The following is a 24754-nucleotide window of genomic DNA, read 5'->3' as shown; positions in this document are numbered from 1 at the left end:
TGGATAAGCATTTATAAGTGTACAAGAACGGGATGGGAATGGTCAATGTCCATGACGGTACGAAAAAGACCGATCCCTATCGGAACCGGCCTTGGCAATCAAGATTTAATGATGTTCATCTTCTTAAGGAAAGGGATTGGATGCTGTTTCCTGAACACTTCACTGATGAAGTACGGGATCCCCTTTTCATGCTGGCTCCTCGTCACCCAGTCCGCTGCCTTCCTCACTTCTGCAGGTGCCCCTCCCATGGCCACACCTAGACCGCAGCACCTCATGGCATCCATATCGTCAACTCCCGCCCCGACCATGACGACCTGCTCCTTCTTCAACGCATAGCGTTCCGTCAGATACATGAGACCGCGAAGTTTTGACACGCCTTTCGGAACGATGTCCAGACTGTTTTCAGAAGTCGGGATGGCATCTACCTCATCGTACATGGCTGTGAGTGCTGCGATGATATCCCACACATCTTCCTTCCGCTCCAGGATCACGGAAATTTTCGGTACGGTCATCGGATTTGCTGTGAGATGCTCACTGATGGAGTCGACATATTGTTTACTGTAGAGAAGACGGGATTCCCGCTGCCACGATAAGCGGGCAAGCTCCTTGGACGGGGAATTGGTTTTCCCGATGATGGACTGCCTTTCGTGGGCCATCTGGATCTGACAGGGGAATCCTTCAAGGAAATGGGCGATTTCATAGGTGATGGTTTCGGATATCTTTTTGACATAGAGTGGCTTTTCGAGTTCGGAGGCGATATAGGCACCCCCATGAGTGATGATGGGGCCAGTTAGATTCAGAGATTTTGCCACTTTCTTCGCAGAGTTGAAGCTCCTGCTCGTCACGAGTGTGACAGGAACCCCTTTATGTTGAACGTATTCAATTGCCTCCTTCGTTTCCTTCGCAATCTTTCCGCTTCGATTCACGATTGTACCGTCGATATTCAGGGCAAGCATTCTATAGATCATCATGATGTCCTCCTAAGTGTTGTCTACTGCTTTCTTTACATTTATGAAAAGGAATAGACAATTATGACAAGGAGGTCAAGGAGGCCAGAAATTTGCATCCACTCACAGAAAAATCCCGCCGGGTCTGCCGTCGGGATCTCATGTATGTTATTGCTGTACGGAACCGTATAGTTCTTCCAATGGTTTCATGATGACTTTATTCAAATCCGTGATCACCATGCTCATGCGCTGCTCTGCTTCCATGAGTTTGGAGATTTTGTCGTGTTGCTGTACAAGCTGGGCGGCCTTTTGAGCCTGCTCGACTTCTTCCTGAGTAATTTCTTCACCGCTCATTTGTTTTTGTTGAAGCTGCATCTGGATGTTGCGGAAGTTCTCGAACATCTTGCTGGCAGATTCGTCATTGTTCACTTCATCATACATGTTTTTCAGCTGTTGGAACTCGTCACTTTGACGGAGTGCGCGCTCCAGTTCGTTTGCTTGATCATATAAGTTGATAGCCAAGGTTTAGCCTCCTAAAATATCTGTCTGTATTTCTTCATCCCCACTATAACAAACTATGTGTCCGAATACTAGGAATGACCCTTTCTTTACTCAACCGATCATAAGAGCAAAGATCCCCTGGATGATCCCGATGATCCCACCCAACAGGGCACCGAGGTACGTGATCATCTTGAACTCGCGCTTGGAAATGCCTAGGACCAGTTCCTCAAGCCTTCCCACAGAGAAGGATGACACCTGTTCCTGGACAATCTCCTGAAGATTCATCTTCTCCATCACCCCTGGGAGCTTGCGTCCGAGAAGATCGGTGCCACGATCCACCCATGCTGGAAGGAGCTTATTGAAAAATGTCTCTTCATGACGAGACAGGACGCTTCCAAGGGGGCGAGCAAAGAACTCACCTATCTTCAGGGTCCTTTTTGCATAGCTTTGAACCGATGAGACCAGCGCCTCGTCCGAGAAGCTTCCGGTCAATTCACCGACGGTTTTTTCCTGGAGCTTCTCCCATTCACTTCTTATCAGATTCAAGAGGATTTCCTGTGTTCCCGGATGCTTGATGAACTTCACGATCTCAGGCTGCACTTTATCTGCAACCGACGTATTCCCAAGGAACATCCCGAGCATATTCCCGAGCATTCCCCTTTCTTTCAGGAAGTCATCGATCATCACCTTGACCTTTGCTTTTCCTTCTGGACTCGTAAAATAGTCTTCGGCCTTTCCTGCGATCATCGTCACGATCTCAGGAATCTTCTCTTCTGCTTTCTCCTTCCAATCAAAGGGGATGGTCTCCCCTAAGGAACGGTTTGCATAGCTTAGTCTGGTTTCGATCACTTTCGTTTCAATCCATTTATCAAGGTAATCATGGATCATCATCGTGTTCACGGGAATATTCAATTCTTCAAGCCATTCTTCAATGGGTGTCTCCGATTGGAAGATCGGGGTGAGTTCAGCTTTCAACCACTTGACCGTTTCTCCCTTAAAAGCCGGATTGAGAAGCTTTTTTTGTAGACTATCCGGTGTGAGAAGATGATCCACCACGGTTTTCCCCATTGATACAGCCAGTTCATCCCTTCTCCGGGGAATGAGACCTGGAGTAAAAGGAATACGGAATTTCCCGATATAATAAGCCCGATACGGTCTGAAGAGCATCTTGATGGCCAGATGGTTCGTAACTCCGCCAATCAGGGCCCCTACTGCCACCATGAAAAGAATGAGGATGAACGCATTCATCTCATACATGCACCTGCCTTTTCCTGTTCATTTGAACCTTTTATGACTGCCTACATAGTATGCTATATCAGCAATAGCCCAATAAGTCATTATAGGGGTATTTTGACGTGTTATGCAAACGAGGAATGGGTGATATGGATGAAATGCCACATTGCATGCGAAAAAAGTAAGGAACCTCATATATACATCCCTGACATCCTTTTGGAGGACTGGATGCTCAAAGGGGGTGTCACCCTGTCGGTTGGTGCTACTTCCGCAAGGGTTGAGTGCCTCCTCTCCCCGACGGATGACCTGATTCTGACGACTTTCTTGCCCTGGCTGCAGGCATTACATGATCGGGACTTTCATATCCACGTCGATCGGCTACGTGCCGAGATCTGTATTGGCCCCATTACGGCGATCCTCATCAACAAGACGCCAGGATCCCTCGGTGACTATGCCCATGAGTGCCACCAATTCTTCCATCAAAATGGAGGCTTGCTTTATTTGCTTCCTGTTTCTTCTTTCCTCCAAAGGGAGGGGACCGGACTCCTCTTTTCAGAAGGTAGATGGGAGGCTGGTTCCGTTCCTTCCCCAGGCGTCCTATACAATCGCATTCCCTCCAGGAAACTGGAGACGACAGACCATTTCAAGCACGCTGTCACTTCTTTGGAAGAAGCGGGGGCCACTGTTTTCAATACCCGTTTCCTCTCAAAGTCCGAAGTGGATCAAGCTCTGAAAAATCATCCGCTCCTAAAGGAACACATCCCCGTCTCTGCCAGCGGTCTCGAACATCTGGAAGGGATGCTCTCATCATTTGGAGATGTGTTCATCAAGGACATCCATGGCAGCAAAGGAAGGAACATCATCAGGGCGACCTCCGGTGATCGGTGGGAAGTGCAACAGAATTCATTTCCGGGAAACGATCACCAGACCTTCAGGGACTACCGGTCACTGGAGAAGAAAGTGCGTGCATGGTGCAGGGATTCCACCTACCTCATCCAGGAGACGATTCCTTTCTGTCTGTATGAAGGCCGGCCCCTGGACTTTCGGATCCTGTGTCACCGCATCGGTCAGGAGTGGACGGTCCTCTCATCGGTGGCACGGATTGCCGGAGATGGCGAATTCGTCTCAAATGTCGATCGTGGGGGACAAACGGCGAAACCACGTACCATCCTTAACAAGATTCTGCCTGTTTCTAAAGGCATTCATGAGAATATGAAGGCCCTCAGCCTGAGTGCAGCTGTCTATCTTTCCGAGGTGCTCGAAGGCCGATTTTCCGAGTTCGGCATTGATCTCGGGATCGATGCCGATGGTAAACCATGGATCATAGAAGTGAACTCCAAACCAAGTAAACTCACCAGCCAGCATTCTGAGTCCGTCAGACCATCGGTCCGTGGGTTGTATCATCATAGCGTTTCCGTATGGAAAGAGGAGGAGGAAGAAAAATGAATCATCTTGGCATCCTGACGTTGAACCCCGATCCCGCGAATCCATTTTATTCAGGGCTCGGCAAGGAGTCCCTGTCGTATCCGATTCACCTGCACTTGTTTTCCCCGGAGGACCTCTCTCCTTTTACAGAAGGAATTGAAGGCTATACGTACTGCCGGGAATCCGGGACATGGAAGGAAGATGCCTTTCGGATCCCGGACTACTTATATGACCGCACCTACTACCAGGCAGGAAAGCAGCAGCAGGCAAAGGCTGTGGTTCAATGGTTGAAGCAGCAGCCCCATGTTACATTCCTCGGCTACGGTTTGCCAAACAAATGGGTACTTTATGAAGAGCTTCTAAAAGGGCCTCTGGCACCTTATCTCCCAGGTACCCGTCTTCTAAAGAAAGTAGAGGACCTTACCTCTTTCCTGAATCGTGAAGAAGAAGCCATCATCAAGCCTGTGGACGGTGCACATGGATTCGGTATCTATCATCTTCGTACAAACGGGCCTTCGATTATCGTCAGGACGACGAAAAAGGATGGGATCCTTTCCCATACATTCCACAACCGTGATGAATTTAAGCGGTTCGCCCTTCGTTTAATGAAGAAGCATACCTTTCTTATCCAAAGGCGCTTGGACAATACAGTTCAAGACCGTCCATATGACCTTCGGATCCACATGGCGAAAGATACAAAAGGGAATTGGAAGGAGCATCACCGCGCCTTCAGGTACGGCAACCAAGATGGCATCCTGACCAACGTATCGTCCGGAGCCATGTATATTCCCTATGACGAGTGGAAAGCCACGCATCCCGGGGCTCCCTGGGCAGTGATAGAAGAGGAGCTGAAAGAAATTCTGTCGATTCTTCCGTTGGAACTGGAAAGCCGGTTTTCCCCGCTGCTTGAACTGGGCATCGACATTACAATCGGTACCGATCATTCCATTTGGCTTCTCGATATCAATTCAAAGCCGGGACATAAACTCTTGCAGGCAGGAGGGATCGATTCCCCCGGCATATGCCGTATCCCCCTGGACCACTGCATGAATCTATCATCACAGTCTGCACCTACGAGGAGTGATCACTGATGTTGAAACCTTTTGCAGTTGAAGTTTTTGAAGATGAACGTCCCCTCCTCTACCTTCCAGCTTCCTTCAGTAAGGGTCCATTGCCGGGAATCATCACGCTCGGAACACGCAAGGTCGAAGCGGAGTGCAGGACACACCCCAATGGAAGAAATGTAATCGGCATCAGCTCCTCTCTTTCCGATGGCCTTCACCTTCCTCGCGGAGTGGGCAGCCTCCACCTTCACCAAGTGGAGGAGGAGCTTTACCTTGGAGCATTGATCGGCATATTCACGTCCGGATTCACTCAGTTCAAGATGAATCCCGTCGGCGAACGCTCGCGGATGTTCCAACGTTTACTTGCCGTACAGGGGACGCTCGGAGTCATCCCGTTTGTGTTCGGGGAGCAAGACATCCATTGGGAGGATGGACTCATTCATGGTCTTTTTCACTTTGGTGATCAGTGGGAGCGTCACTTCATCCCGTTTCCTACCGTCATCTATGACCGCCTCCCGAATCGCAGGAGCGAAAAAAAACGCTCCATCCTTTCACTTAAGGAACGGCTTCAGGGAGAGTACGGCATTCCCTGGTATAACCCAGGTTTTTTCAACAAGCTTGATCTGTTCGAGCGATTGGCAGGAGATGAAGAAGCCGCCATCTTCCTCCCGGAAACCCATCAGTTCCAATCCATCAGTGATCTTGAGCGGATGCTTGCAACATATCGGCATGTGTACGTAAAGCCCGCCAATGGAAGCCTTGGGAACGGGATTCATAAAATCACGTATGACCGGGGGAAGGATGGATATTATTGCAGATTCAAGGACGGCGATCAGAAGGTCCGCCTCCTAAGGTTTAAAAGCCTGGAATCCCTTGTACAGTCCGTACTTAAAGGCCGCAAATTCGATACCTTCATCATCCAGCAGGGAATCGATCTGATTGAAGACGACCATCGCCCACTTGACTTCAGGGTCCACACGAATAAAGATGAAGAAGGCCGGTGGCACGTATCAGCCATCGCTGCCAAAGTCGCAGGTTCAGGAAGTGTGACCACCCATGCAAAAGCAGGCGGCGAAGTGAAGGTACTGAGCGAGCTCTTTTCGGAAGATGACAGGCATGTGATGGAGGCCCGTCTCAAGGAAGCGGCAATACTGCTGTCGCATTCCATCGAGGCGAATATGGAGGGATATGTCGGAGAAATCGGATTCGACCTCGGAGCCGACGAGAGCGGGAAGATCTGGATGTTTGAAGCCAATTCAAAACCAGGCCGCTCAATCTTCACCCATCCGTCCCTTAAAGCTGAAGATATCCTAACACGCAAGCTCGCCCTCTCATTTGGAGTATTTCTCACTCGCAAAACGATTGAGGAATTGGTGCCATGAGAATCCTGTATGATCGGAGGAGAAGAATCTTCGGCCACGATGAAAGGAGTATATCCACGTATGCGTTCGGTCTTGATTCCTTTCTTCTGCAACCTGAAAAATCCGAAGATACCTACCCCTTTCCCATAAGCGCTCCCACAGGTGGTATCATCCCACTGATTGGCATCCTGGCGGATAAGGACCGGGCGAATCGTTACCGGGGAAACTTCGAACTCTTTAGGGCCCTTCAGGGAATGATCCAGGATGCAGGCGGCATCTGTTTTGTTTTTTCACCCGTTGATATCGAGGGCAACACGGTTGCAGGCATCGTCTATAGTGATACTCTTTCCAGGTGGGTGACCTGCCACTTTCCCCTTCCAAACGTCATTTACAACAGGATCCCCACCCCGGCAGGCGAACAGAATGAAGCGTTTCGTCGCTTGACCTCGTGGTGTCAAAATCACAAGATCCCCTTCTTCAACCCGCATTTTTTCAATAAGTGGGACATTTACCGGCTATTACGGGAGAGAGAGGAATTACGGCCGCATCTCCCTGTCACCGAACAGATCCAGGATCCCACCCATCTGAAGACATTTTTGATGCAACATAAACAGATCTATATTAAACATTCCCTTTCCTCCAAGGGAAAAGGCATCCGTAAGGTCGAAGTGCATGATGACGGAAGAGTAAGTTGCCGCAGCATCAAAAAAATGGAGCACTTCTCCTCTGCAGAGCGGTTGGCACACGCTTACCCCGAATGGTTCCAAGAGAAAGACTGGATCGTCCAGGAAGCCATTCAATGCCGATCTTTGAACGGACACCGATATGATTACAGAGTGCTTGTCCTCACCTCGGGGGATGAATTCAATGTGACGGGGATCGGAGTACGGATGTCACAACGACAGGAAGTGACCACCCACGTCCCATCAGGCGGAACGATCATTTCCCTGGAGGATGTTGCCCAGGGGGATACAAAGCAAATACTCTCTTCCATCATGAAGATCTGCGGGGAAACCCTCACTGATTCACTGGGGTTCATAGGGGAGTTTTCTGTCGATATCGCTCCAAGAAAAGAAGAGGGCTTCGTTTTATTCGAGATTAACTCCAAGCCGATGATATTCGATGAATCAGAGATTGAGACCACCCGGCGCAAAAAGCTTGTGGATACATTTTTCTCCCTTGCCTCCTCCCGTCCTCAGCGCAGGGACTGATAGATCGTTTGAAAACGGGTGGAATGTGCCGTCTCATCAGTCATGGCTATAAACAGCGGTTTATACGCCTGCTGGTTCGGTATATCCATCAGGAGATCCCGATAATAAGAGGCACAGGCAAGCTCGTCTTTCAGCGCACGAAGGATTCCTTCTTTAAAGGTTGTGAACTCGACCTTTTCTTTTTTATGTTCGTAATATTCTCCTGTGAGCAGGTAATGCAGATACTGGAATAGATCATAATGCTTTTTCTCATCTTGCCGGGCTGAGCTGATGAACTCTACAAATAATGGATTGTTGGTCCGACTCTGCAATTCTTTATAGAAATGATAGGCTGTCCATTCGTCGCTTATGGCTTTTTGTATATCCCGGAGAAATTCATTCATACCTCCGTACCTCCTTTGTCCATTCCATAAAGTGTATTAAGACACAGAGGTATTTATGAGTCGGGTAAACCTCAAGACATTAAATGTGCTTTAAATGGTAGGGACATGCTCCCTTTTCCCTGATTGGGTGTTTACTGTACGTGTTTTCAATTCGCTCTTTCGCTCATAACAGAAACCGTTTACAATATCCATAAGGAGTGATACTGCATGATTCAACATTTTCAATACAGGAGCATGTATGAAAACAAAGGGTTACCGGGCTGGTATATTTCATTTTTCTACGGCGGTGTCAAGCATGAAGGGATCTACCATAAAGACGGCCGAATCGACTGCAAGCCTGCTCTGGATGAAAAAAGTGCCAAACAGATCCACGATCTCATGCTTTTCCATGTCTATGAATGATGCATAATTCGCAGTCGTTTTTTGAACACTATCCATAGGAGGCGATCAAATGGATAAAAAATACGAATTTCTTCCGGATAGCACCAATGAAGGACGCGATAAAGCATTCGTAGATGTGGACCGCTTTATCAATGAGGGGATGTCCGGAGGATCTGTTCACCTGCGCGATCAGATTGCAAACATTGAAGAAGCAATCGATATGCCCAGCCATGAAGAACCTCCGAGACCATAAAGAAAAGCTGCCGGTATCTTATCGGCAGCTTTCATTATGATCAGCGGCTTCGCACCAAAAGATTGACTGCCTCCTGAATGGCCTCTTCAGTGTTCATGCCTTTCTCTTCTGAATCCTTGATGCATGCTTCAAGATTCTTCGCGACGACAAGTCCGATCGTACGGTCTACGGCAGTCCTGACGGCGGAAAGCTGGGTGACGACTTCTTTGCAATCCTTTCCTTCATCCATCATCTTCAATACACCACGTACTTGTCCTTCCAAGCGCTTCATTCGATTTGTGACTTCTTTTGTATATTCCATTGTGCACACCTCATCACGATAAATTCCTCTTACAATAGTATTCCAATCAAACAATATTTGCAATTCACGACTCTTTGCATCGTCATCTTTATTCAGTACAATGGGAATATACTGAATAAAGGACGGTACATACCCCATGCTGACATCCCTGCTCAAAAAGTATCCAGAAGCTTCTGTCAGGTCCTCCCGACCGGGTACCCTCGACCTCGGGAAGGCCTGGTTCACAAATGAAGAGGAAGACACCTTCATCGGAATCGATCGAAATAAACTCACAGAAGAAGAAGTGGAGCTCCTGAAATGTCTGTTCATAGAAGTCGGTTCCCCCATTACCATTCTGAACGGCTCATTCGAAGCCCGGGAATGGTTTTCCTTCCTCTATGAAGGGGGGCACCAACCTCAAATCGCTCAGGATGAATACCGCATCATCCAATTTTCCATGAACGGCGAGATCGAGCACTCCATGATGAAGGAAGCGTTTCAGCACCTGCTCCCTGAAGACGTCCAGTCTGTCTTGTTCAGTGACGGGACGGGTCTGTTCATTGAACGAAAAAGCAATGAAGTGCTGGATCATGAGCAGCTCTTCACGATTTCCCATGTCATTGAGTCGGATTTTTTCGTTTCGACCTTATTCTTCACGGGGCAGTTCCATAAGCTAGGTCCACACCTTCCTGAAGCGTTTTCCTTCGAACGGAAGCTGTTTTCCATGCCTGGATCCCTCAGTCATTCCACCATTCATTCGGTTGAATCACTCCTGCCATCTTTCCTGCTTCACTGCCTTCCGTCGGAGTGGAAAACACATCTTCTCGGGCATGTGATCACCATACTGGAAGAGGATCCCGACTGGACTCAGATCATCAAGGTCTTTCTGGAAAATCAGGCCAATGTAAGTCAAACTGCAAAGCAGCTCTTCATGCACCGCAATTCAGTTCAGTACCGGATCGAACGTTTTATTGATAAGACAGGTATCGATATACGCAGCTTTCAGGGCGCCATCCTGGCCTATCTTGCCTGTCTGGACCATCTTCATGACAAGGTGAACAAGGAAGAAGAGTGAATTTTGTGCACATTGACCATATCGGTCCTTTTTCAATTCCTCTACAATGATTATAAAGTTGAAAACGATTACAAAGAAAAGGGGAGATTGAATATGGCTGAATTGAAACTCGACAATATCTATAAAATTTATGATAAAAAGGTGACCGCTGTCACAGACTTCAATCTACATATCAAGGATAAGGAGTTCATCGTTTTCGTCGGACCATCAGGCTGCGGAAAGTCGACGACCCTGCGCATGATTGCAGGTCTGGAGGAGATTTCTCAAGGAGATTTCTCCATTGACGGGAAACGGGTGAATGACGTTGCACCAAAGGATCGCGATATTGCCATGGTATTCCAGAACTATGCGCTCTACCCTCATATGAGCGTGTATGATAATATGGCGTTCGGCCTTAAACTTAGGAAGTTCGACAAGAAAGAAATTGACAGGCGCGTCCAGGAAGCTGCCAAGATCCTCGGCCTCGAGGCCCTCCTCGACCGTAAGCCGAAGGCATTGTCCGGTGGTCAGCGTCAGCGTGTCGCATTGGGTCGCGCCATCGTCCGTGATGCCAAGGTCTTCCTCATGGATGAACCGCTATCCAATCTTGATGCCAAACTGCGTGTGCAGATGCGTGCAGAAATCGCCAAGCTCCATCAGCGTCTCCAAACGACTACCATTTATGTAACGCATGATCAGACAGAGGCCATGACCATGGCGACACGGATCGTTGTCATGAAAGATGGGGTCATCCAGCAGGTCGGTTCACCTAAAGAAGTGTATGACAAGCCGGAGAACGTATTCGTAGGCGGCTTCATCGGCTCCCCGGCCATGAACTTCTTCCAAGGGACATTAGAAGAAAACTACTTCGTTTGCGGCAAAACAAAGGTCCTCGTACCAGAAGGAAAAATGAAAGTCCTCCGGGAACAGGGTCAAGTAGGAAAGGCCATCACCCTGGGTGTCCGTCCTGAAGATATCCATGATGAGCCCCTTTTCCTCGATACTGCAGAGGGTGCAAAGATTTCAGTCAAGATTGAAGTATCGGAGCTGACCGGTGCCGAAACGATGCTCTATTCCCAGCTTGAAGGACAGGATTTTGTTGCACGTGTGGATTCACGCACCGATATCCAGGCTGGAGAAACGATCACCCTGGCACTCGATATGAATAAAGCCCATTTCTTCGATGCAGAATCTGAAGAACGCATTCGATAATGACAAAACAAAAGGAGTCCCCTTTATCAGGGACTCCTTTTTCAATGGTCAAAACTCCACCATATCAATACTTCTTCCTTCCTCTTCCCCGCACCTTTTGCAAGTGAAAAGATGCAGGCATGTGTCCGTACAGCTGCTGTTCGGAATCCCGTCAGCAAGCTGGATCTCATGAATGTCCATATAAGGGCTGTATTCATCATAGTAGTCATGATATCTGCCTTGATCCACCGTTGTATCACCGCATTTTGCACACATTCCCTTATAGGAGACAATTCCATTACATAAAGCACAAGCTTTCATGTGGTTCACCATACTTTCAATCTTCGTATACTGTTAGCCTTCAAACAAAAGCATGCTTTTATGAGGAGAAATTAAAGGGAGTTTAAAAGGAAAAGATTTCTTTTTATATTTTTCGTATAGAAAATGCAGATTGAACCATAATACAAGTAACGGGATGAATTACTTCATTGGGTTAAACCATACAAGATGGTCGCTCATGGAATGCGAGCTGGTGCAAACCCAGCTGACCCAGCCAATAAAATTCTTATACTTTAAGGAGATGAACAACATGGCACAATCTCGTAACAACTCATCTAACCAACTGGTTGCTCCTGGAGCTCAGCAAGCAATCGACCAAATGAAGTACGAAATCGCTTCAGAATTCGGCGTACAATTAGGAGCAGACACTACTGCACGCGCTAACGGTTCTGTAGGTGGAGAAATCACGAAACGCCTTGTTCAAATGGCTGAACAACAACTTGGCGGAAGCTACAAATAATGCACAGCCCCCCGGATTTTCCGGGGGGTTTTTTTATTTGTTCACCATATCTTCAGGATTGATCCATTCATCATACTGCTCTTCCGTCACATATCCGCTCTCAAGAGCCGATTCTTTCAAGGTCCATCCTTCCTGGTGGGCCTTTTTGGCGATCTCTGCCGCCTTCTCATATCCGATATGGGGGTTGAGCGCGGTCACAAGCATCAGGGAACGGGATACGAACCCTTCAATCACATCAAGATTTGCCTCCAACCCTTTGACACACCGATCATTGAACGAGCGGATCCCATCTCCCAATAGACGGATGGACTGCAGTGCATTATAGATGATGACCGGCTTGAATACATTCAACTCAAAGTTTCCCTGACTTGCGGCAAAGCCGATGGCCGCATCATTTCCGAATACCTGTGTTGCCACCATGGTGACGGCTTCACTTTGAGTCGGATTCACCTTGCCAGGCATGATGGAACTCCCCGGTTCATTCGCAGGGATGGTCAATTCCCCGATTCCGCTCCTCGGACCGCTTGAAAGCCACCGCACATCATTGGCCACTTTCATGAGATCTGCAGCGAGTGCCTTCAATGCTCCGTGCACGAAGACGAGCTCATCATGGGATGTGAGGGCATGGAATTTATTATCCGACGACTGAAAGGCATACCCTGTTTGGGATTCAAGTTCCTGTGCGACCCGGCTTCCGAATGTCGGATCTGCATTGATGCCGGTTCCAACTGCGGTCCCCCCTATTGCGAGGGGCAATAGATGACGCGATGACTCCACAATCATCCCTCTGGATTTCTCCATCATGGCCCTCCAGCCGCTGATCTCCTGTCCCAGGGTCAGGGGAGTCGCGTCCTGGAGATGGGTCCGCCCGATCTTGATGATATCCTGGAACCTCTCTTCTTTTCCCCTAAGAATTGCAATCAATTCATCCAGGGATGGCAGGAGGTGTTTATCCAGTTCCTTTAATGCAGCAACATGCATGGCTGTCGGGAACGTATCATTGGAACTTTGAGACATGTTGACATCATCATTGGGATGCACCCTTTCTTCTCCTGCCAGGGTTTCATTCGCCCTGTATGCCACCACTTCATTGACATTCATATTCGACTGGGTACCGCTTCCCGTCTGCCAAACCACAAGGGGGAAGTGATCATCAAGATCCCCTGAAAGGATGTCTTCGCATGCCCGTGCAATGGCATCAGCCTTCGTGGCCGATAGCTTCCCCAATGCCTGATTCGCCCTCGCAGCAGCTTTTTTCAGATGGGCGAATGCGTATGTAACCTCAAGGGGCATCTTCTCTCCCCCGATAGGGAAGTTCTCCTTGCTCCGTTGGGTTTGAGCCCCCCAGTATTTATCAGCAGGCACCTTCATTTCCCCGATTGTATCCTTCTCGATCCGGTAGTCCATCATGATTCCTCCTTCTCTGGTCATACCTTCATATTTCCACTAAATTCATCGAACTAACCTATTTAGTGCAAGGATGATAAAAATTCATTCCGACCGTCATAAAAAATGCAAAAAAAAATCCGCCTCCCGGTCCATATCGGCGGGAAGGCGGATGATTGTCAGTGTATCAAATTTAAGAACTGTCGTGTCCGTTCGTTCTTCGGATTGTCGAGTACCTGCTCCGGAGGACCTTCTTCAAGGATATGCCCACCGTCCATGAAGATGACCCGGTCAGCCACATCTTTAGCAAAACGCATTTCATGCGTGACGACCACCATGGTCATCCCTTCTTCAGCAAGCTCCTTCATGACAGCAAGAACGTCGGCTACGAGCTCCGGATCGAGGGCCGATGTCGGTTCATCGAAAAGCATGACCTCGGGTTCAATCGCAAGGGCCCTTGCAATCCCGACCCTCTGCTGTTGACCTCCAGAAAGTTGGTAAGGATAGAAGTCGACCTTATCCCCCAAGCCCACCTTCTCAAGCAGCTTCACAGCCTGTGCTCTTGCTTCTTCACGGCTTTTCCCCTGAACGACCACCGGACCTTCCATTACGTTTTCCAAGGCGGTTTTATGAGGGAAAAGATTGTAGCTTTGAAAGACCATACCGGTCCTTCTTCTCATTTCAAGGAGTTCGTTTTTAGCCACGCGACCTTTGAAGTCGATGGTGGTCTCCCCGATGGAGACGACTCCTTCGTTCGGAATCTCAAGGGCATTGAGGCAGCGTAGGAATGTTGTCTTCCCTGACCCTGATGGGCCAACCAGGACGACCACTTCACCCTTGTTAATCTCGGCGCTCATGCCCTTCAGCACCTCGAGATCATCGAATCGTTTGGTTAATCCTTTAATGGAAATCATGATAAATCTCCTTTATCTAACAATTATTTCGCGATATATCGATCGAGTCTATTCTCTATGCGGCCCTGTATGATGGACAGGATGAAGCACATGACCCAGTATAGGAGTGCCGCTTCCATATAAATCAGCAGGAACTCATAGTTCGTGGCTGCAATCTGCTGTGCGATCCTGAACATCTCGGTCACGAGGATCAATGATGCAAGGGATGTATCTTTCACAAGGGAAATGAATGAATTGGCTAGCGGCGGGATTGAAACCCTCGCTGCCTGTGGAAGAATGATGCGCCACAACGTCTGACCATAGGTCATGCCGATGGACGACCCGGCTTCCCATTGTCCCTTCGGAATCGACTGGATGGCAGCACGGATGATTTCCGATGAGTAAGCCCCTTTATTCAGGGAAAAGGCGATGACCGCAGCAAGGAAAGCAGGGAATCTGATTCCAAGGTTCGGCAGCCCGTAGAATATAATGAATAATTGCACCAATAGAGGCGTACCCCGGATCGCAGATACATAGATCCTTGCGATGATTTGGAGCACTTTGTACTTTGAAAGTCTCGCTAATGCAGTCAAGATGGCCAGGATCATACCCACGGCAAATGATATGAGCGTCAGAGGGATGGAATAATACAAAGCTCCCTTGATCAAAGGAAGCAGGGAGCTTTGCAGTATATCAATCATTGCCTGAGGATCTTGATAGATGCTAGTGCTTAGGAGATACATCTTCTCCGAACCATTTCTCAGAGATTTTCTTGTATGTTCCGTCTTCTTTCATATCCTCTAACGCTTTATTTACTTCTTTCACCAATTTGTCGTCGCCTTTGCGGAACATGAAGGCACTTTCGCTTGCTTCTGCCGCTTCAGCAACAATTTTCACATTGGCGCCTTTCTTCTTATTCAAGTAGTCAAGAACTGAGATTTTGTCATTCACTGTTACGTCCACCCGGCCCTGCTCGATCAACTCGATGGATTGGGAAAGACCTTCGACACCTTGGATCTCGGCACCGTTTTTCTCGGCAATGTCACGATAGTTGCTTGTAAGGGACTGAGCCGATTTCAACCCTTTAATATCTTCAAATGACTTTACGTTTTTGTTATCTTTTTTGGCAACCACTACAGCACTTGATTCGATGTACGGAGTGGAGAAATCGTATTTCTTCTGACGATCTTCCCGGACTCCCACTTGGTTCGCAATCATATCGAAACGTTTACTGTTGAGACCTTCAAACATGGCATCCCATTGTGTTTCCTGGAATTCTGCTTTTACACCAAGGCGTTTTGCCACTTCACGTGCCAGTTCGACGTCGAAGCCTGTCAGCTTGCCTGAATCATCATGGAAGGTGAACGGCGGATATGTACCCTCTGTCCCGATGAGGATCTTCCCATCTTCCTTCACTTTGTTATAAAGCGCTTCTTCGTCTGAACCGCTGTTCGAACCACCGCTTGAACACGCTGTCAGCACAAGGCTGAGCATGGCAATCAAGGCAATGGAAATTCTCCATTTTTTCATGTGATAACCCCCACTAATCTTATCGGATTTACTTCTGTACGAATGTCATCATAAAACGCTCTGACAGAAAAGTCAACGGAAATGTTTCAGGCATTCGTCCCTTCTTAGTATTGGACGCGGCATGGTTTATCATGTAACAATATTTACATTGAAGGATCAGGAGGAGATGGAATGATTACTGCACTATTCGGAGCGACCGGAAGAGTCGGAAGCATCGTTGCCGATCAGCTCGGGCAACGAGCAAAGCTCCTTGTACGATCATCCACGGGAAACGGGTTGGAGATCACAGGAAACGTTTTGAACCAAAAGGATATTGATTCCGTACTGGAGGGATGCGATGCGGTCATCAGCACGCTCAACACCGATAAGGCGGATGTGTTGTCAAGAAGCATGCCCCTCATCCTGAACGGGATGCGGAGACACGGCATCAAGCGTATCATCACATGTGGAACGGCAGGCATCCTGGATGCCTCACATTCCAATGGGCTCTATCGCTTTCAATCTGATGAATCCAAGCGGAGGAGCACGACGGCTGCGGAGGACCACCTATCCGCTTACCTCATGCTCAAAGCTTCTGAAATGGAATGGACGATCGTCTGCCCTACGTACCTTCCCGACGGTGAGCGCACCGGCGTCTTCCGGACGTCAGAACAGGTCCTGCCAGAAGGTGGCAGGAGCATCTCGACACACGACACGGCAGACTACATCCTGAAAGTCTTGGATGAAAGCCTCCATATACGGAAGCGCGTCGGGATCTGCTATTGACGACCAAAAGGCACCTGGATGGATTCCAGATGCCTTTTTATCTTATCCAGCCTCCTCCCCGGCTGCGCCGGTTTGAAGGTGGTACATATGATAATACTTACCCTTCCGCTCCATCAACTGCTCATGATTCCCCATTTCGGCAATGGACCCGCGATCTAGTACCAGGATCTGATCTGCATTTTTTATAGTAGAAAGCCGGTGGGCAATGATGAATGTGGTTCTCCCTTTCTTCACTACTTCCATCGCTTCCTGAATGATTGATTCCGTCTCGGTATCGATACTGGATGTCGCTTCATCGAGAATCAGGATGGCAGGGTCGAAGGCAAGGGCCCGCGCGAATGAGATGAGCTGCCTCTGACCCGAGGACAGGGTGCTCCCCTTTTCGATCACCGGCTCATCATATCCTTTCGGAAGCCCCGCGAATGCTTTTTCAGCTCCGACGGCTTTGAGTGACGCCTCTACCTTTTCACGTGATATCTCTTCTTGGCCAAGACTGACATTGGATGCGATGGTCCCTGTAAAAAGGTATGGATCCTGAAGGACGATCCCCATATGCTCCCGGACTGCTTGAATCGGCAGCTCCCGGATATCCTTTCCATCGATCGTGATACACCCTTCGTCTACATCGTAGAACCTGAATAGCAGATTCATGATGGAGCTCTTGCCGGAGCCCGTATGTCCGACAAGGGCCACTGTCTCTCCGCGTGTTGCTGAGAAGTGGATATCCTTCAGCACATATTCATCCTTCTTGTACCCGAATGACACATGCTCGAAGCTCACATCCCCCGGTAGCGCTCCACCCGTTCATCTTCAACGTCCGTCCCTTGCTCTTCGAGGAGCTTGAAGACCCGCTCCCCTGCCACCAGTGCCTGCTCCAGGTTGGACAGCTGATTGACAATCCCTGTGATAGGCTGGAAAAGCCGATTGATATAATCGACAAACGCATAGAGGACACCAAGGGAAATCACCGAGCCCACTTCGAGCGACCCGCCGCCGAAATGCCAAATGAAAGCGACGAATACAATGTTGCGCAGCACACCAGAAAGATTGTGGGACGTAAGGGAATTCAAACTGAGGAGCTTGTTTTGATAAAGATAGTGCATCTCATTCAGTTCTTCGAATTCTTCTTTTGTTTTCTTTTCCCTCCGGAACGCCTGGATGATGGGCATACCCTGAATCGATTCATTGATGATGGCATTGATCTCACTCACCTTGCTCCTGATCACCTTATTATAGGAAGAGGCGTACCTTCTATAAAGGTAAGTCCACAAGACAAGGAGAGGTATGAGGATAAGACACATCGCAGCGAGCGATGGATCCAGAATGAAAAGGGCGATATAAATCCCGACAATATAAATGGCACTGGTGAAAAAGGTCGACAGAACCGTCACATACAGGTTCCGGATCGCTTCCGTATCGTTGGTGATCCGTGCCACGACCTTCCCGGCAGGCAGATTATCGAAGTACTGGATGGGCAAACGCTGAATATGGTTGAAAACGTCATTCCTCATCTTCTGAATGACCCGGTTTGCCGCTTTCTGAAGGTAGAAGTGCTGCCCATATTGGAAAAATGAAGCGAAAAGCAGCAATCCGAAGTAAAAGGCAATTAGTTTGATGATCCTTGGTATTTCCGGCTCATAGAATGCCAACAGCTCGGAACCGGATAATTTTTCGGCATCATATGTGGACGTTTCTCCATTTTTACGGATGGAAAGCTTTCCTTCCTTAATGGATCGTTCCCCATCACTGGGGACATCTCCAGGGATGAAGTAGAAAGACCTCCCCACCTGGAAGACCCTTACCTCATTCCCTCCGCTTGCTCCATCTGACCGATATTCTTCACGGATATACCACTTTCCCTTATATGCTACGGCATTTTCCTGCTTGCCGGTCTCCACCCACCGGTCTTCGATTCCAAGTATGTGGTCATCGATCATCTTCTTGGCGATGAAAGGACCTGCCAGCTCTGCTCCTACTGAAACAGTGAGCATGAGAAGGGCCGCAATGATCATGCTTTTATATAGTAAGGCATACTGAACCAATCGTCTCCCTACGCTCATGCCCCCACCTCCTTCCGTGCAGGATCTGCAGCCTGCTGACGATCATATTGCTGTCTATACCATCCTTTTGTGCTGAGAAGGTCCGAGTGCGTACCCTCTTCGATGACCTTCCCTCCTTCCAACACCAAGATCCAATCTGCTTCCTCAACGGCTGAAATGCGGTGGGTTGCCAGAATGGTCGTCTTCCCGGCCCGTTCATTCCTGAGGTTCTGTATGATGGTCGCTTCCGTCTTGGCATCCACCGCCGACAGAGCATCATCAAGAAGGAGGATGTCGGGGTCTTTGATCAGGGCCCGGGCGATAGAAATCCTTTGTTTCTGTCCTCCCGAGAGCGCCACACCCTTCTCACCCACAATCGTTTCGAGTCCTTGTGGCAGGGTGCTGAGATCCTTCATGAAATCTGCCTGGATCATCGCTCTTTCAAGTTCTTCATCTGTTGCTCCTTCTTTCCCATAAAGGATGTTTTCCTTCACCGTCTTGGAGAAGAGGATATGATCCTGAGGGACATACCCGATCCATTCCCTTACACGGTCCATCGGCAGGTGTTGGATCGGATGGCCCCCGATCTCCAGGACTCCTTCCCCAACCGGATACTCCCTTAAAATCTGTTTGATAAACGTCGTCTTTCCACTCCCCGTTTTCCCAACGAGTCCGAGAGTGGCCCCTTTGGGCACCCGTACATCCACCCTCTTAAGATTCATCCCTTCAGAAGATGGATAGCGGAAAGAAAGTTGATGGAATCCGATCCCATCCGGCTCAGAGATCGCTTCTTCGACATCTCCATCTTTCACATCCTGCTCATAAGCAAGGGTTTCCTGGACGCGATCAAGTGAAGCGTTCCCACGTTGCATAATATTGATGAGCTCACCGATGGCAAACATCGGCCAGATCAACATTCCGAGGTAGACATTGAATGAGACAAGCTGACCTAGGGTGATGGATTGATGGAATACAAGATATGCGCCATACCCAAGGCCGATCAGATAACTCAAGCCCACCAGCACCTTGATGGTGGGATCGAACAATGAATCGATTCTCGCTACGGCAATGTTCTTGCTGTACACATCCTCTGTCATATCGGAGAATCGCTTCTCATCCACCCTCTCCTGCACATATGCCCTGATGACCCGCACTCCTGAGACCGACTCAAGGACTTTATCATTCAGCTCCCCGAAAGCATCCTGTGCTTCCGTGAAGCGCGTATGGATCCTTGCCCCGTAGATTTTCATAAGCAGGGCCATCAGGGGAAGGGGTACGATTGCAGCCAGTGTTAGCTTCCAGCTGACGAGGAAGCCCATCGTAAAAAGGATCGTCAACATGAAGATGCTCGAATCGATAAGCGTCAACACACCGAAGCCCGCTGTCACCGAAATGGCCTGCAGATCGTTCGTTGCCCTGGCCATGAGATCACCTGTACGATTCTTTTCGAAGAAAGTGGGCGTCATCTTCATAAGGTGACCGACAAAACGGGATCGGAGCTTCCGTTCAACAAGGAACGCTCCTCCGAAGAGCTGATACATCCAAATATAGGTCATGCCATACGAAACAACCGTGGTGCCTGTCAACAGCAACAAATAATGCACGATTGCTTCCCTCGTGAGTGTACCGACCTGGATTTCATCGATGACATCGCCCACCAGCTTAGGCGGGATCACATCCAAAACACCGACAATGGTTAATAAAATGATGGCGACGGTATATCTCTTCCAGTTTTCTTTGAAAAACCATGATAATTTCTTAAAAATGATGAACATGCTCCTGCCTCCATTCTTGCTTTTAATCCCTATCTAGCCTCCTTCGGTCTCCGCCAGGGATGGGACTACCGGTTGGTGATCATGAATCATTACAATCTCCTCCTTTTTAAAATGTGAATCTATGTCACAGGGTTCACCCTGAAAACAACAAAAAGATGGACGACAAAAGGCGATGCGCCTTTCAGTCGTCCATCCGGGGACAAAAAAGCACAGGTGATCGACCATCACCTGTGCCCTCTCTCGTATTATGGAAACGGGATCAGCAGATATGTGATGAAGATCGCTTACTCATGTTCTTAACGAAATCGATCGGATACTTCTTCATCACTGCCACTCCCTTCTCAGTTCAGTCTTTACAGACAGATACTCTTCATTTTCAAACCTTACTATAAACTACTCCATTTTCAGAATAATGTCAATATTATTTTTGTTCTTATTTGATGTATCCTTTATGTTTCATTTGTACACGTTGGGGTATCTTAACGGTAAGCGATAGGATAAAAACACATATGAAGAGGTGAACATCCATGGTACGTACTATCTTAATGGTCATCGGGGCAATCGTCGTAATCGGCTGGATCATCAGCCTTCTATAAGTCTCAGGAAGAAGCAGGTGAAACTCACCCTGCTTCTTTTTTTGCCTGACCCAAAGGATTAAAATATTCTGAAAAGGGTAAAGGGTACTATTCCATTACTAGAGGTGATTATCGATGTACCAACATATCTTAGTGGCATATGACGACACAGACGGAAGCAGGAAAGCGCTTGATGAAGCATTGAAGCTTAAAAATCAATCACTCGACACAAAAATGACCATCTTATATGTAACCGATGAGAAGATGCCAAATCAGGCAGTTGATCACTTCACTCCTCCACATGCCATGGCGGCCACTTCCCCTGGCGTGGATCAGCAGATCGTAGGAGATACCGCCCTGCAGCGGGATCCCCACGTGTATGATGGTGCCGAGGAAAGACAATCGATACAAGAAATAGGAGAAATCCATCCGGTACTGAAGCACGTACAGGAAAAACTTGATCCCCACAAAATCGAAGCGGAATATATCCACCTCGCCGGTTCAGAAGAGAAGCGGATTTGCGAGTATGCAGCCGAGAACGAAGTGGACCTTGTCATAATGGGCAGGAGTGGCAAAAGCGGAATGAAGAAGCTCATGCTGGGGAGCGTCAGTGAAAAGGTTGTTAAGAACTGCGAAACCAATGTGCTGGTCGTGAAATAGGCTAATTCAGGGAATGGGCTTCGGCCCATTCCCTTTTTGTTATAGCGCATTGTTCTTTGTCTACACATGAATTCTTCACTATACTGAATGAAAAATGGATCCCCTGAGATTCAACAGGAGGTTTTGATATATGAACAAACGCATCATCGTCCTCTTCAGGGATGACCTGAGGCTTCATGACCATCCCGCACTCCATGAAGCCTCCTCCGCTGGAACCGTCCTCCCCCTCTATATCCTTGATAACGATCGTCCATTCGGTGGGGCGAAGCAGTGGTGGCTCCATCGTAATCTGCAAGCCCTCGAATCGGCCCTTTCAGCGATAGGCGGACGTCTGTGGTATGACAAAGGGGATATGGAAAAGACAATGTTCCAGTGGATAAAAGAGTGTAAAGCCGATGCCGTGTACTGGAACAGGGTGTATGAGCCAGGCATCTATGAACGGGATCTCGAGCTTGCCAAGAAGCTCGATGCTGAAGGAATCGAAGTGAAAACATTTGAAGGAACCTTGATGCTCCCTCCCTGGACGGTCAAAAAGGAAGATGACACCCCTTATAAAGTGTTCACATCATTCTATAAATCGTTCCGAACGAACAGCATTCCAAAGCCGCTACCGAAAGTGAAGGAATTGAACGCACCGGACCTCGACGCAGGTTCTACGCTGGAAGAATTGGGTCTCCTCCCTGAGCTGAAGTGGTATCATGTCATGGAATCCATCTGGGATCCGGGGGAAAAGGCTGCGATCAAGAGATTCCGGTCATTTACGCAGAAGAGGCTTCCGACGTATACCGATCGTCGTGATTATCCTGCGAACGGCTCCCATTCCACCCTTTCCCCATATCTATCCCTCGGTGTGATCTCGGCCCGTAGTATCTATCATTCACTTCTGAAAAATACCGGATCACCCGAGCCGTTCATCAGGCAGCTGGTCTGGAGGGAATTCTCTTATTCCGTCCTCCTCCATTTCCCTGACTCCACATCGACACCGCTCGACTCCCGTTTCGAATCGTTCAGATGGGAGTCGGACCAGGAAGCGTTTGAGCGGTGGACAAAGGGAGTCACCGGGTATCCCATCATTGATGCCGGGATGAGGGAATTATGGGCAACCGGTTTTATGCATAACCGGGTACGTATGGTGGCAGCCTCCTTCCTGACCAAGCATCTTCTGATTCCTTGGCAAAGAGGAGCCGAATGGTTCATGGATACGTTGATCGATGCGGATCTTGCAAACAATTCCATGGGCTGGCAGTGGGTAGCTGGATCTGGACTGGACTCCTCCCCTTATTTCAGGGTTTTCAACCCCACTCTGCAAGTAGAGAAATTTGATGGCAATGGTGACTATATCCGGATGTGGGTCCCTGAAATCAGCGAGCTGCCGGACAAGTACATCCAAGAGCCTTCCAAGGCCCCCGCTTCCACATTGGAAAAGGCGGGGATCACCCTCGGGAAAGACTACCCCGAGCCGATCGTCGACCATAAAGCTGCCAGAGAGCGTGCACTGTCCCGTTTTGACGAAATAAAGAAATAGCAAAGGAGACCTGTCATTCGACAGGTCTCCTCTTATTGAACCTATTGTTTCAATTTTGTTTGTACAAGCTCGAATTCCTCTATGACTTCTTTGTCCGGTCCTTTTCCTGTCAAACTGACGATGATAATGGCCAATGAGGAGAAAATGAAACCTGGCAGAAGCTCATAGATCCCTAAGAAACCGTCTTCGGGTATTGCCCACAGGATGACCGTTACAGCACCGACTAACATTCCTGCAAGGGCTCCATTACGCGTCATTCGTTTCCAGAAGAGACTGAAGATGATCAGAGGACCGAATGCCGCCCCGAATCCTGCCCATGCATAGCTGACAAGTTGTAATACAGAACTGTTGGGATTATAACCAAGGAAAATCGCGATGACGGCGATGACCAAGACAGAAATTCTTCCAACAAGCATCTCTTCCTTCTTGCTTGCCTCTTTCCTAAAGATGGCTTTATAAAAATCCTGTGCAAGCGCACTTGAAGATACCAGCAACTGAGAATCTACCGTGCTCATGATTGCTGAGAGAATCGCTGCGAGTAAGAAACCGGCAACCCAAGGGTTGAACAAGATTTGTGAAAACGAGATGAACACTGTTTCCGGATTACCCAATGGATTATCTGCAAAATACGCAAAGCCGGTAAATCCAATAAAGATTGCCCCGAAGAGGGAAACAACCATCCACGTCATCCCGATCAATCTTGCCTTAGGTATCTCCCTGGTCGATTTGATCCCCATGAATCGAACGATGATATGAGGCTGACCGAAATATCCGAGCCCCCATGCAAGGAGCGATACGACGGATGCAAAGGTTGCTCCCGTATAGACGTTGAGATGGGATGGATCGATGCTTCCAACCTTGCTGACCGTTTCACTCCACCCGCCAAGCTCGATGATGGCTACGATCGGAATGATGATGAGAGCAAGGAACATCAGGATTCCCTGGATGAAATCCGTCCAGCTTGCGGCCAGGAATCCTCCAAAGAACGTGTAAGAGAGGATGACACCCGCTCCGACCCAAAGGGCCAGCTGATAATTCATCCCGAAGGATTGCTCCAGGAGAATGGCTCCACCTACCAGACTTGAAGATGTGTAGAATGTAAAGAAAATGAGGATGATTATTGCAGAAAAAACTCGAAGTACTTTGCTGTGATCGCGGAATCGATTTTCGAAGTAATCCGGGACTGTGATAGAATCTTTCGCTACTTCCGTATACACTCTGAATGGCTTAGCAATGAACTGCCAGTTAAGGTATGCACCGATTGCAAGCCCGATCGCCAGCCAGATCGACCCCATCCCGGAAGCATAAACCGCTCCCGGCAGTCCGAGCATGAGCCACCCGCTCATATCGGATGAACCTGCGCTGAGTGCTGCCACTCCTGCGGTCAAGCGTCTTCCACCTAAAACATAATCTGATAGATCACTAGTTAATTTTGCTGCTAAATACCCGATGATCAGCATCCCTACAAGGTAAATGATGATCGCTGTCAATGTTTCGATATTAATGTCCATAATCTACTCCTT

The 24754-nt window shown here is 48.5% G+C and carries 24 protein-coding genes and 1 pseudogene; 12 read left to right on the top strand and 13 right to left on the bottom strand.

Going from position 1 to position 24754, the window contains the following annotated elements; all coding sequences use genetic code 11:
* Positions 1–98: 98 nt before the first annotated feature.
* The 3 genes from D5E69_RS08085 to D5E69_RS08075 form a co-directional block, all read right to left on the bottom strand.
* Positions 99–971: a Cof-type HAD-IIB family hydrolase gene (locus D5E69_RS08085; protein WP_249931580.1), complete on the bottom strand. Its 873-nt coding sequence runs from the start codon at positions 969–971 to the stop codon at positions 99–101.
* A gap of 144 nt (positions 972–1115) precedes the next feature.
* Positions 1116–1469, bottom strand: a complete 354-nt coding sequence (locus D5E69_RS08080; protein ID WP_048004417.1) for a YlbF/YmcA family competence regulator — start codon at positions 1467–1469, stop codon at positions 1116–1118.
* Between the two features lie 90 nt (positions 1470–1559).
* Complete coding sequence (locus D5E69_RS08075) at positions 1560–2696, bottom strand: DUF445 domain-containing protein (protein ID WP_048004555.1); 1137 nt, start codon at positions 2694–2696, stop codon at positions 1560–1562.
* 213 nt (positions 2697–2909) lie between these two features.
* Here D5E69_RS08075 and D5E69_RS08070 point away from each other — a divergent pair, with 213 nt between their 5' ends.
* Genes D5E69_RS08070 through D5E69_RS08055 form a run of 4 tightly spaced genes read left to right on the top strand, consistent with a single transcriptional unit; the run spans position 2910 to position 7742 of the window.
* Positions 2910–4127, top strand: a complete 1218-nt coding sequence (locus tag D5E69_RS08070; protein WP_159129530.1) for a YheC/YheD family endospore coat-associated protein — start codon at positions 2910–2912, stop codon at positions 4125–4127.
* The gene (locus tag D5E69_RS08065) at positions 4124–5197 is read left to right on the top strand and encodes a YheC/YheD family endospore coat-associated protein (RefSeq protein ID WP_048004419.1); all 1074 of its coding nucleotides are present in this window, start codon (positions 4124–4126) and stop codon (positions 5195–5197) included. The genes D5E69_RS08070 and D5E69_RS08065 overlap by 4 nt, the downstream gene beginning before the upstream one ends.
* Entirely contained in the window at positions 5197–6552 is a 1356-nt protein-coding gene (locus D5E69_RS08060) for a YheC/YheD family endospore coat-associated protein (protein ID WP_048004420.1), read from the top strand. The genes D5E69_RS08065 and D5E69_RS08060 overlap by 1 nt, the downstream gene beginning before the upstream one ends.
* Positions 6549–7742, top strand: coding sequence for a YheC/YheD family protein (locus tag D5E69_RS08055; RefSeq protein ID WP_159129529.1), 1194 nt, complete (start codon positions 6549–6551; stop codon positions 7740–7742). Before D5E69_RS08060 ends, D5E69_RS08055 begins: the two co-directional genes overlap by 4 nt.
* On the opposite strand, the gene D5E69_RS08050 is transcribed toward D5E69_RS08055, so the two are convergent.
* Entirely contained in the window at positions 7727–8125 is a 399-nt protein-coding gene (locus D5E69_RS08050; RefSeq protein WP_048004422.1) for a ferritin-like domain-containing protein, read from the bottom strand. The genes D5E69_RS08055 and D5E69_RS08050 overlap by 16 nt on opposite strands.
* Before the next feature lie 207 nt (positions 8126–8332).
* Between D5E69_RS08050 and D5E69_RS08045 the strand changes: the two genes are divergently transcribed.
* Complete coding sequence (locus tag D5E69_RS08045) at positions 8333–8527, top strand: DUF5342 family protein (RefSeq protein ID WP_048012924.1); 195 nt, start codon at positions 8333–8335, stop codon at positions 8525–8527.
* Positions 8528–8576: 49 nt separating this feature from the next.
* Positions 8577–8759 (top strand): hypothetical protein, encoded by a 183-nt coding sequence (locus D5E69_RS08040; RefSeq protein ID WP_048004424.1) that lies wholly within the window; start codon positions 8577–8579, stop codon positions 8757–8759.
* 40 nt (positions 8760–8799) lie between these two features.
* On the opposite strand, the gene D5E69_RS08035 is transcribed toward D5E69_RS08040, so the two are convergent.
* The gene (locus tag D5E69_RS08035; RefSeq protein WP_048004425.1) at positions 8800–9060 is read right to left on the bottom strand and encodes a metal-sensitive transcriptional regulator; all 261 of its coding nucleotides are present in this window, start codon (positions 9058–9060) and stop codon (positions 8800–8802) included.
* 136 nt (positions 9061–9196) lie between these two features.
* Here D5E69_RS08035 and D5E69_RS08030 point away from each other — a divergent pair, with 136 nt between their 5' ends.
* Positions 9197–10114 (top strand): PucR family transcriptional regulator, encoded by a 918-nt coding sequence (locus D5E69_RS08030; RefSeq protein ID WP_048012923.1) that lies wholly within the window; start codon positions 9197–9199, stop codon positions 10112–10114.
* A gap of 93 nt (positions 10115–10207) precedes the next feature.
* The gene (locus D5E69_RS08025; protein WP_048004556.1) at positions 10208–11305 is read left to right on the top strand and encodes an ABC transporter ATP-binding protein; all 1098 of its coding nucleotides are present in this window, start codon (positions 10208–10210) and stop codon (positions 11303–11305) included.
* Between the two features lie 48 nt (positions 11306–11353).
* On the opposite strand, the gene D5E69_RS08020 is transcribed toward D5E69_RS08025, so the two are convergent.
* On the bottom strand, positions 11354–11533 hold the full coding sequence (locus tag D5E69_RS08020) for a hypothetical protein (protein ID WP_148794782.1): 180 nt from the start codon (positions 11531–11533) through the stop codon (positions 11354–11356).
* Between the two features lie 340 nt (positions 11534–11873).
* On the opposite strand from D5E69_RS08020, the gene D5E69_RS08015 reads away from it, so the two are divergent.
* Positions 11874–12083, top strand: coding sequence for an alpha/beta-type small acid-soluble spore protein (locus D5E69_RS08015; RefSeq protein WP_142130215.1), 210 nt, complete (start codon positions 11874–11876; stop codon positions 12081–12083).
* Positions 12084–12116: 33 nt separating this feature from the next.
* On the opposite strand, the gene fumC is transcribed toward D5E69_RS08015, so the two are convergent.
* From fumC to D5E69_RS07995, 4 genes are all read right to left on the bottom strand, one after another.
* Entirely contained in the window at positions 12117–13490 is a 1374-nt protein-coding gene (gene fumC, locus D5E69_RS08010) for a class II fumarate hydratase (protein ID WP_063191421.1), read from the bottom strand.
* A gap of 158 nt (positions 13491–13648) precedes the next feature.
* Positions 13649–14383, bottom strand: coding sequence for an amino acid ABC transporter ATP-binding protein (locus tag D5E69_RS08005; protein ID WP_048012920.1), 735 nt, complete (start codon positions 14381–14383; stop codon positions 13649–13651).
* Positions 14384–14406: 23 nt separating this feature from the next.
* On the bottom strand, positions 14407–15105 hold the full coding sequence (locus D5E69_RS08000; protein WP_048004429.1) for an amino acid ABC transporter permease: 699 nt from the start codon (positions 15103–15105) through the stop codon (positions 14407–14409).
* Positions 15086–15892, bottom strand: coding sequence for an amino acid ABC transporter substrate-binding protein (locus tag D5E69_RS07995; protein ID WP_048004430.1), 807 nt, complete (start codon positions 15890–15892; stop codon positions 15086–15088). Before D5E69_RS07995 ends, D5E69_RS08000 begins: the two co-directional genes overlap by 20 nt.
* Positions 15893–16063: 171 nt before the next feature.
* Between D5E69_RS07995 and D5E69_RS07990 the strand changes: the two genes are divergently transcribed.
* Positions 16064–16657 carry an NAD(P)-dependent oxidoreductase gene (locus D5E69_RS07990; protein WP_048004431.1) on the top strand — a complete coding sequence of 198 codons (594 nt, stop codon included), beginning with the start codon at positions 16064–16066 and terminating at the stop codon, positions 16655–16657.
* Between the two features lie 42 nt (positions 16658–16699).
* Here D5E69_RS07990 and D5E69_RS07985 read toward each other — a convergent pair.
* A pseudogene (locus D5E69_RS07985) lies at positions 16700–18717 on the bottom strand (ABC transporter ATP-binding protein).
* Complete coding sequence (locus D5E69_RS07980) at positions 18714–20471, bottom strand: ABC transporter ATP-binding protein (protein WP_048004433.1); 1758 nt, start codon at positions 20469–20471, stop codon at positions 18714–18716. Before D5E69_RS07980 ends, D5E69_RS07985 begins: the two are co-directional and overlap by 4 nt.
* Positions 20472–21181: 710 nt before the next feature.
* Here D5E69_RS07980 and D5E69_RS07975 point away from each other — a divergent pair.
* Together D5E69_RS07975 and D5E69_RS07970 are read left to right on the top strand one after the other, a co-directional pair.
* A complete protein-coding gene (locus D5E69_RS07975; RefSeq protein WP_159129528.1) occupies positions 21182–21706 on the top strand; it encodes a universal stress protein in 525 nt (174 codons plus the stop codon).
* Between the two features lie 130 nt (positions 21707–21836).
* On the top strand, positions 21837–23231 hold the full coding sequence (locus D5E69_RS07970) for a cryptochrome/photolyase family protein (protein ID WP_159129527.1): 1395 nt from the start codon (positions 21837–21839) through the stop codon (positions 23229–23231).
* Positions 23232–23272: 41 nt separating this feature from the next.
* On the opposite strand, the gene putP is transcribed toward D5E69_RS07970, so the two are convergent.
* Entirely contained in the window at positions 23273–24742 is a 1470-nt protein-coding gene (gene putP / locus D5E69_RS07965) for a sodium/proline symporter PutP (protein WP_048004436.1), read from the bottom strand.
* Positions 24743–24754: the final 12 nt, after the last annotated feature.

Source organism: Rossellomorea marisflavi (genome assembly GCF_009806575.1).
Classification (GTDB): Bacteria; Bacillota; Bacilli; order Bacillales; family Bacillaceae_B; genus Rossellomorea; species Rossellomorea marisflavi_A.
This window is presented reverse-complemented; position numbering and strand designations above follow the sequence as displayed.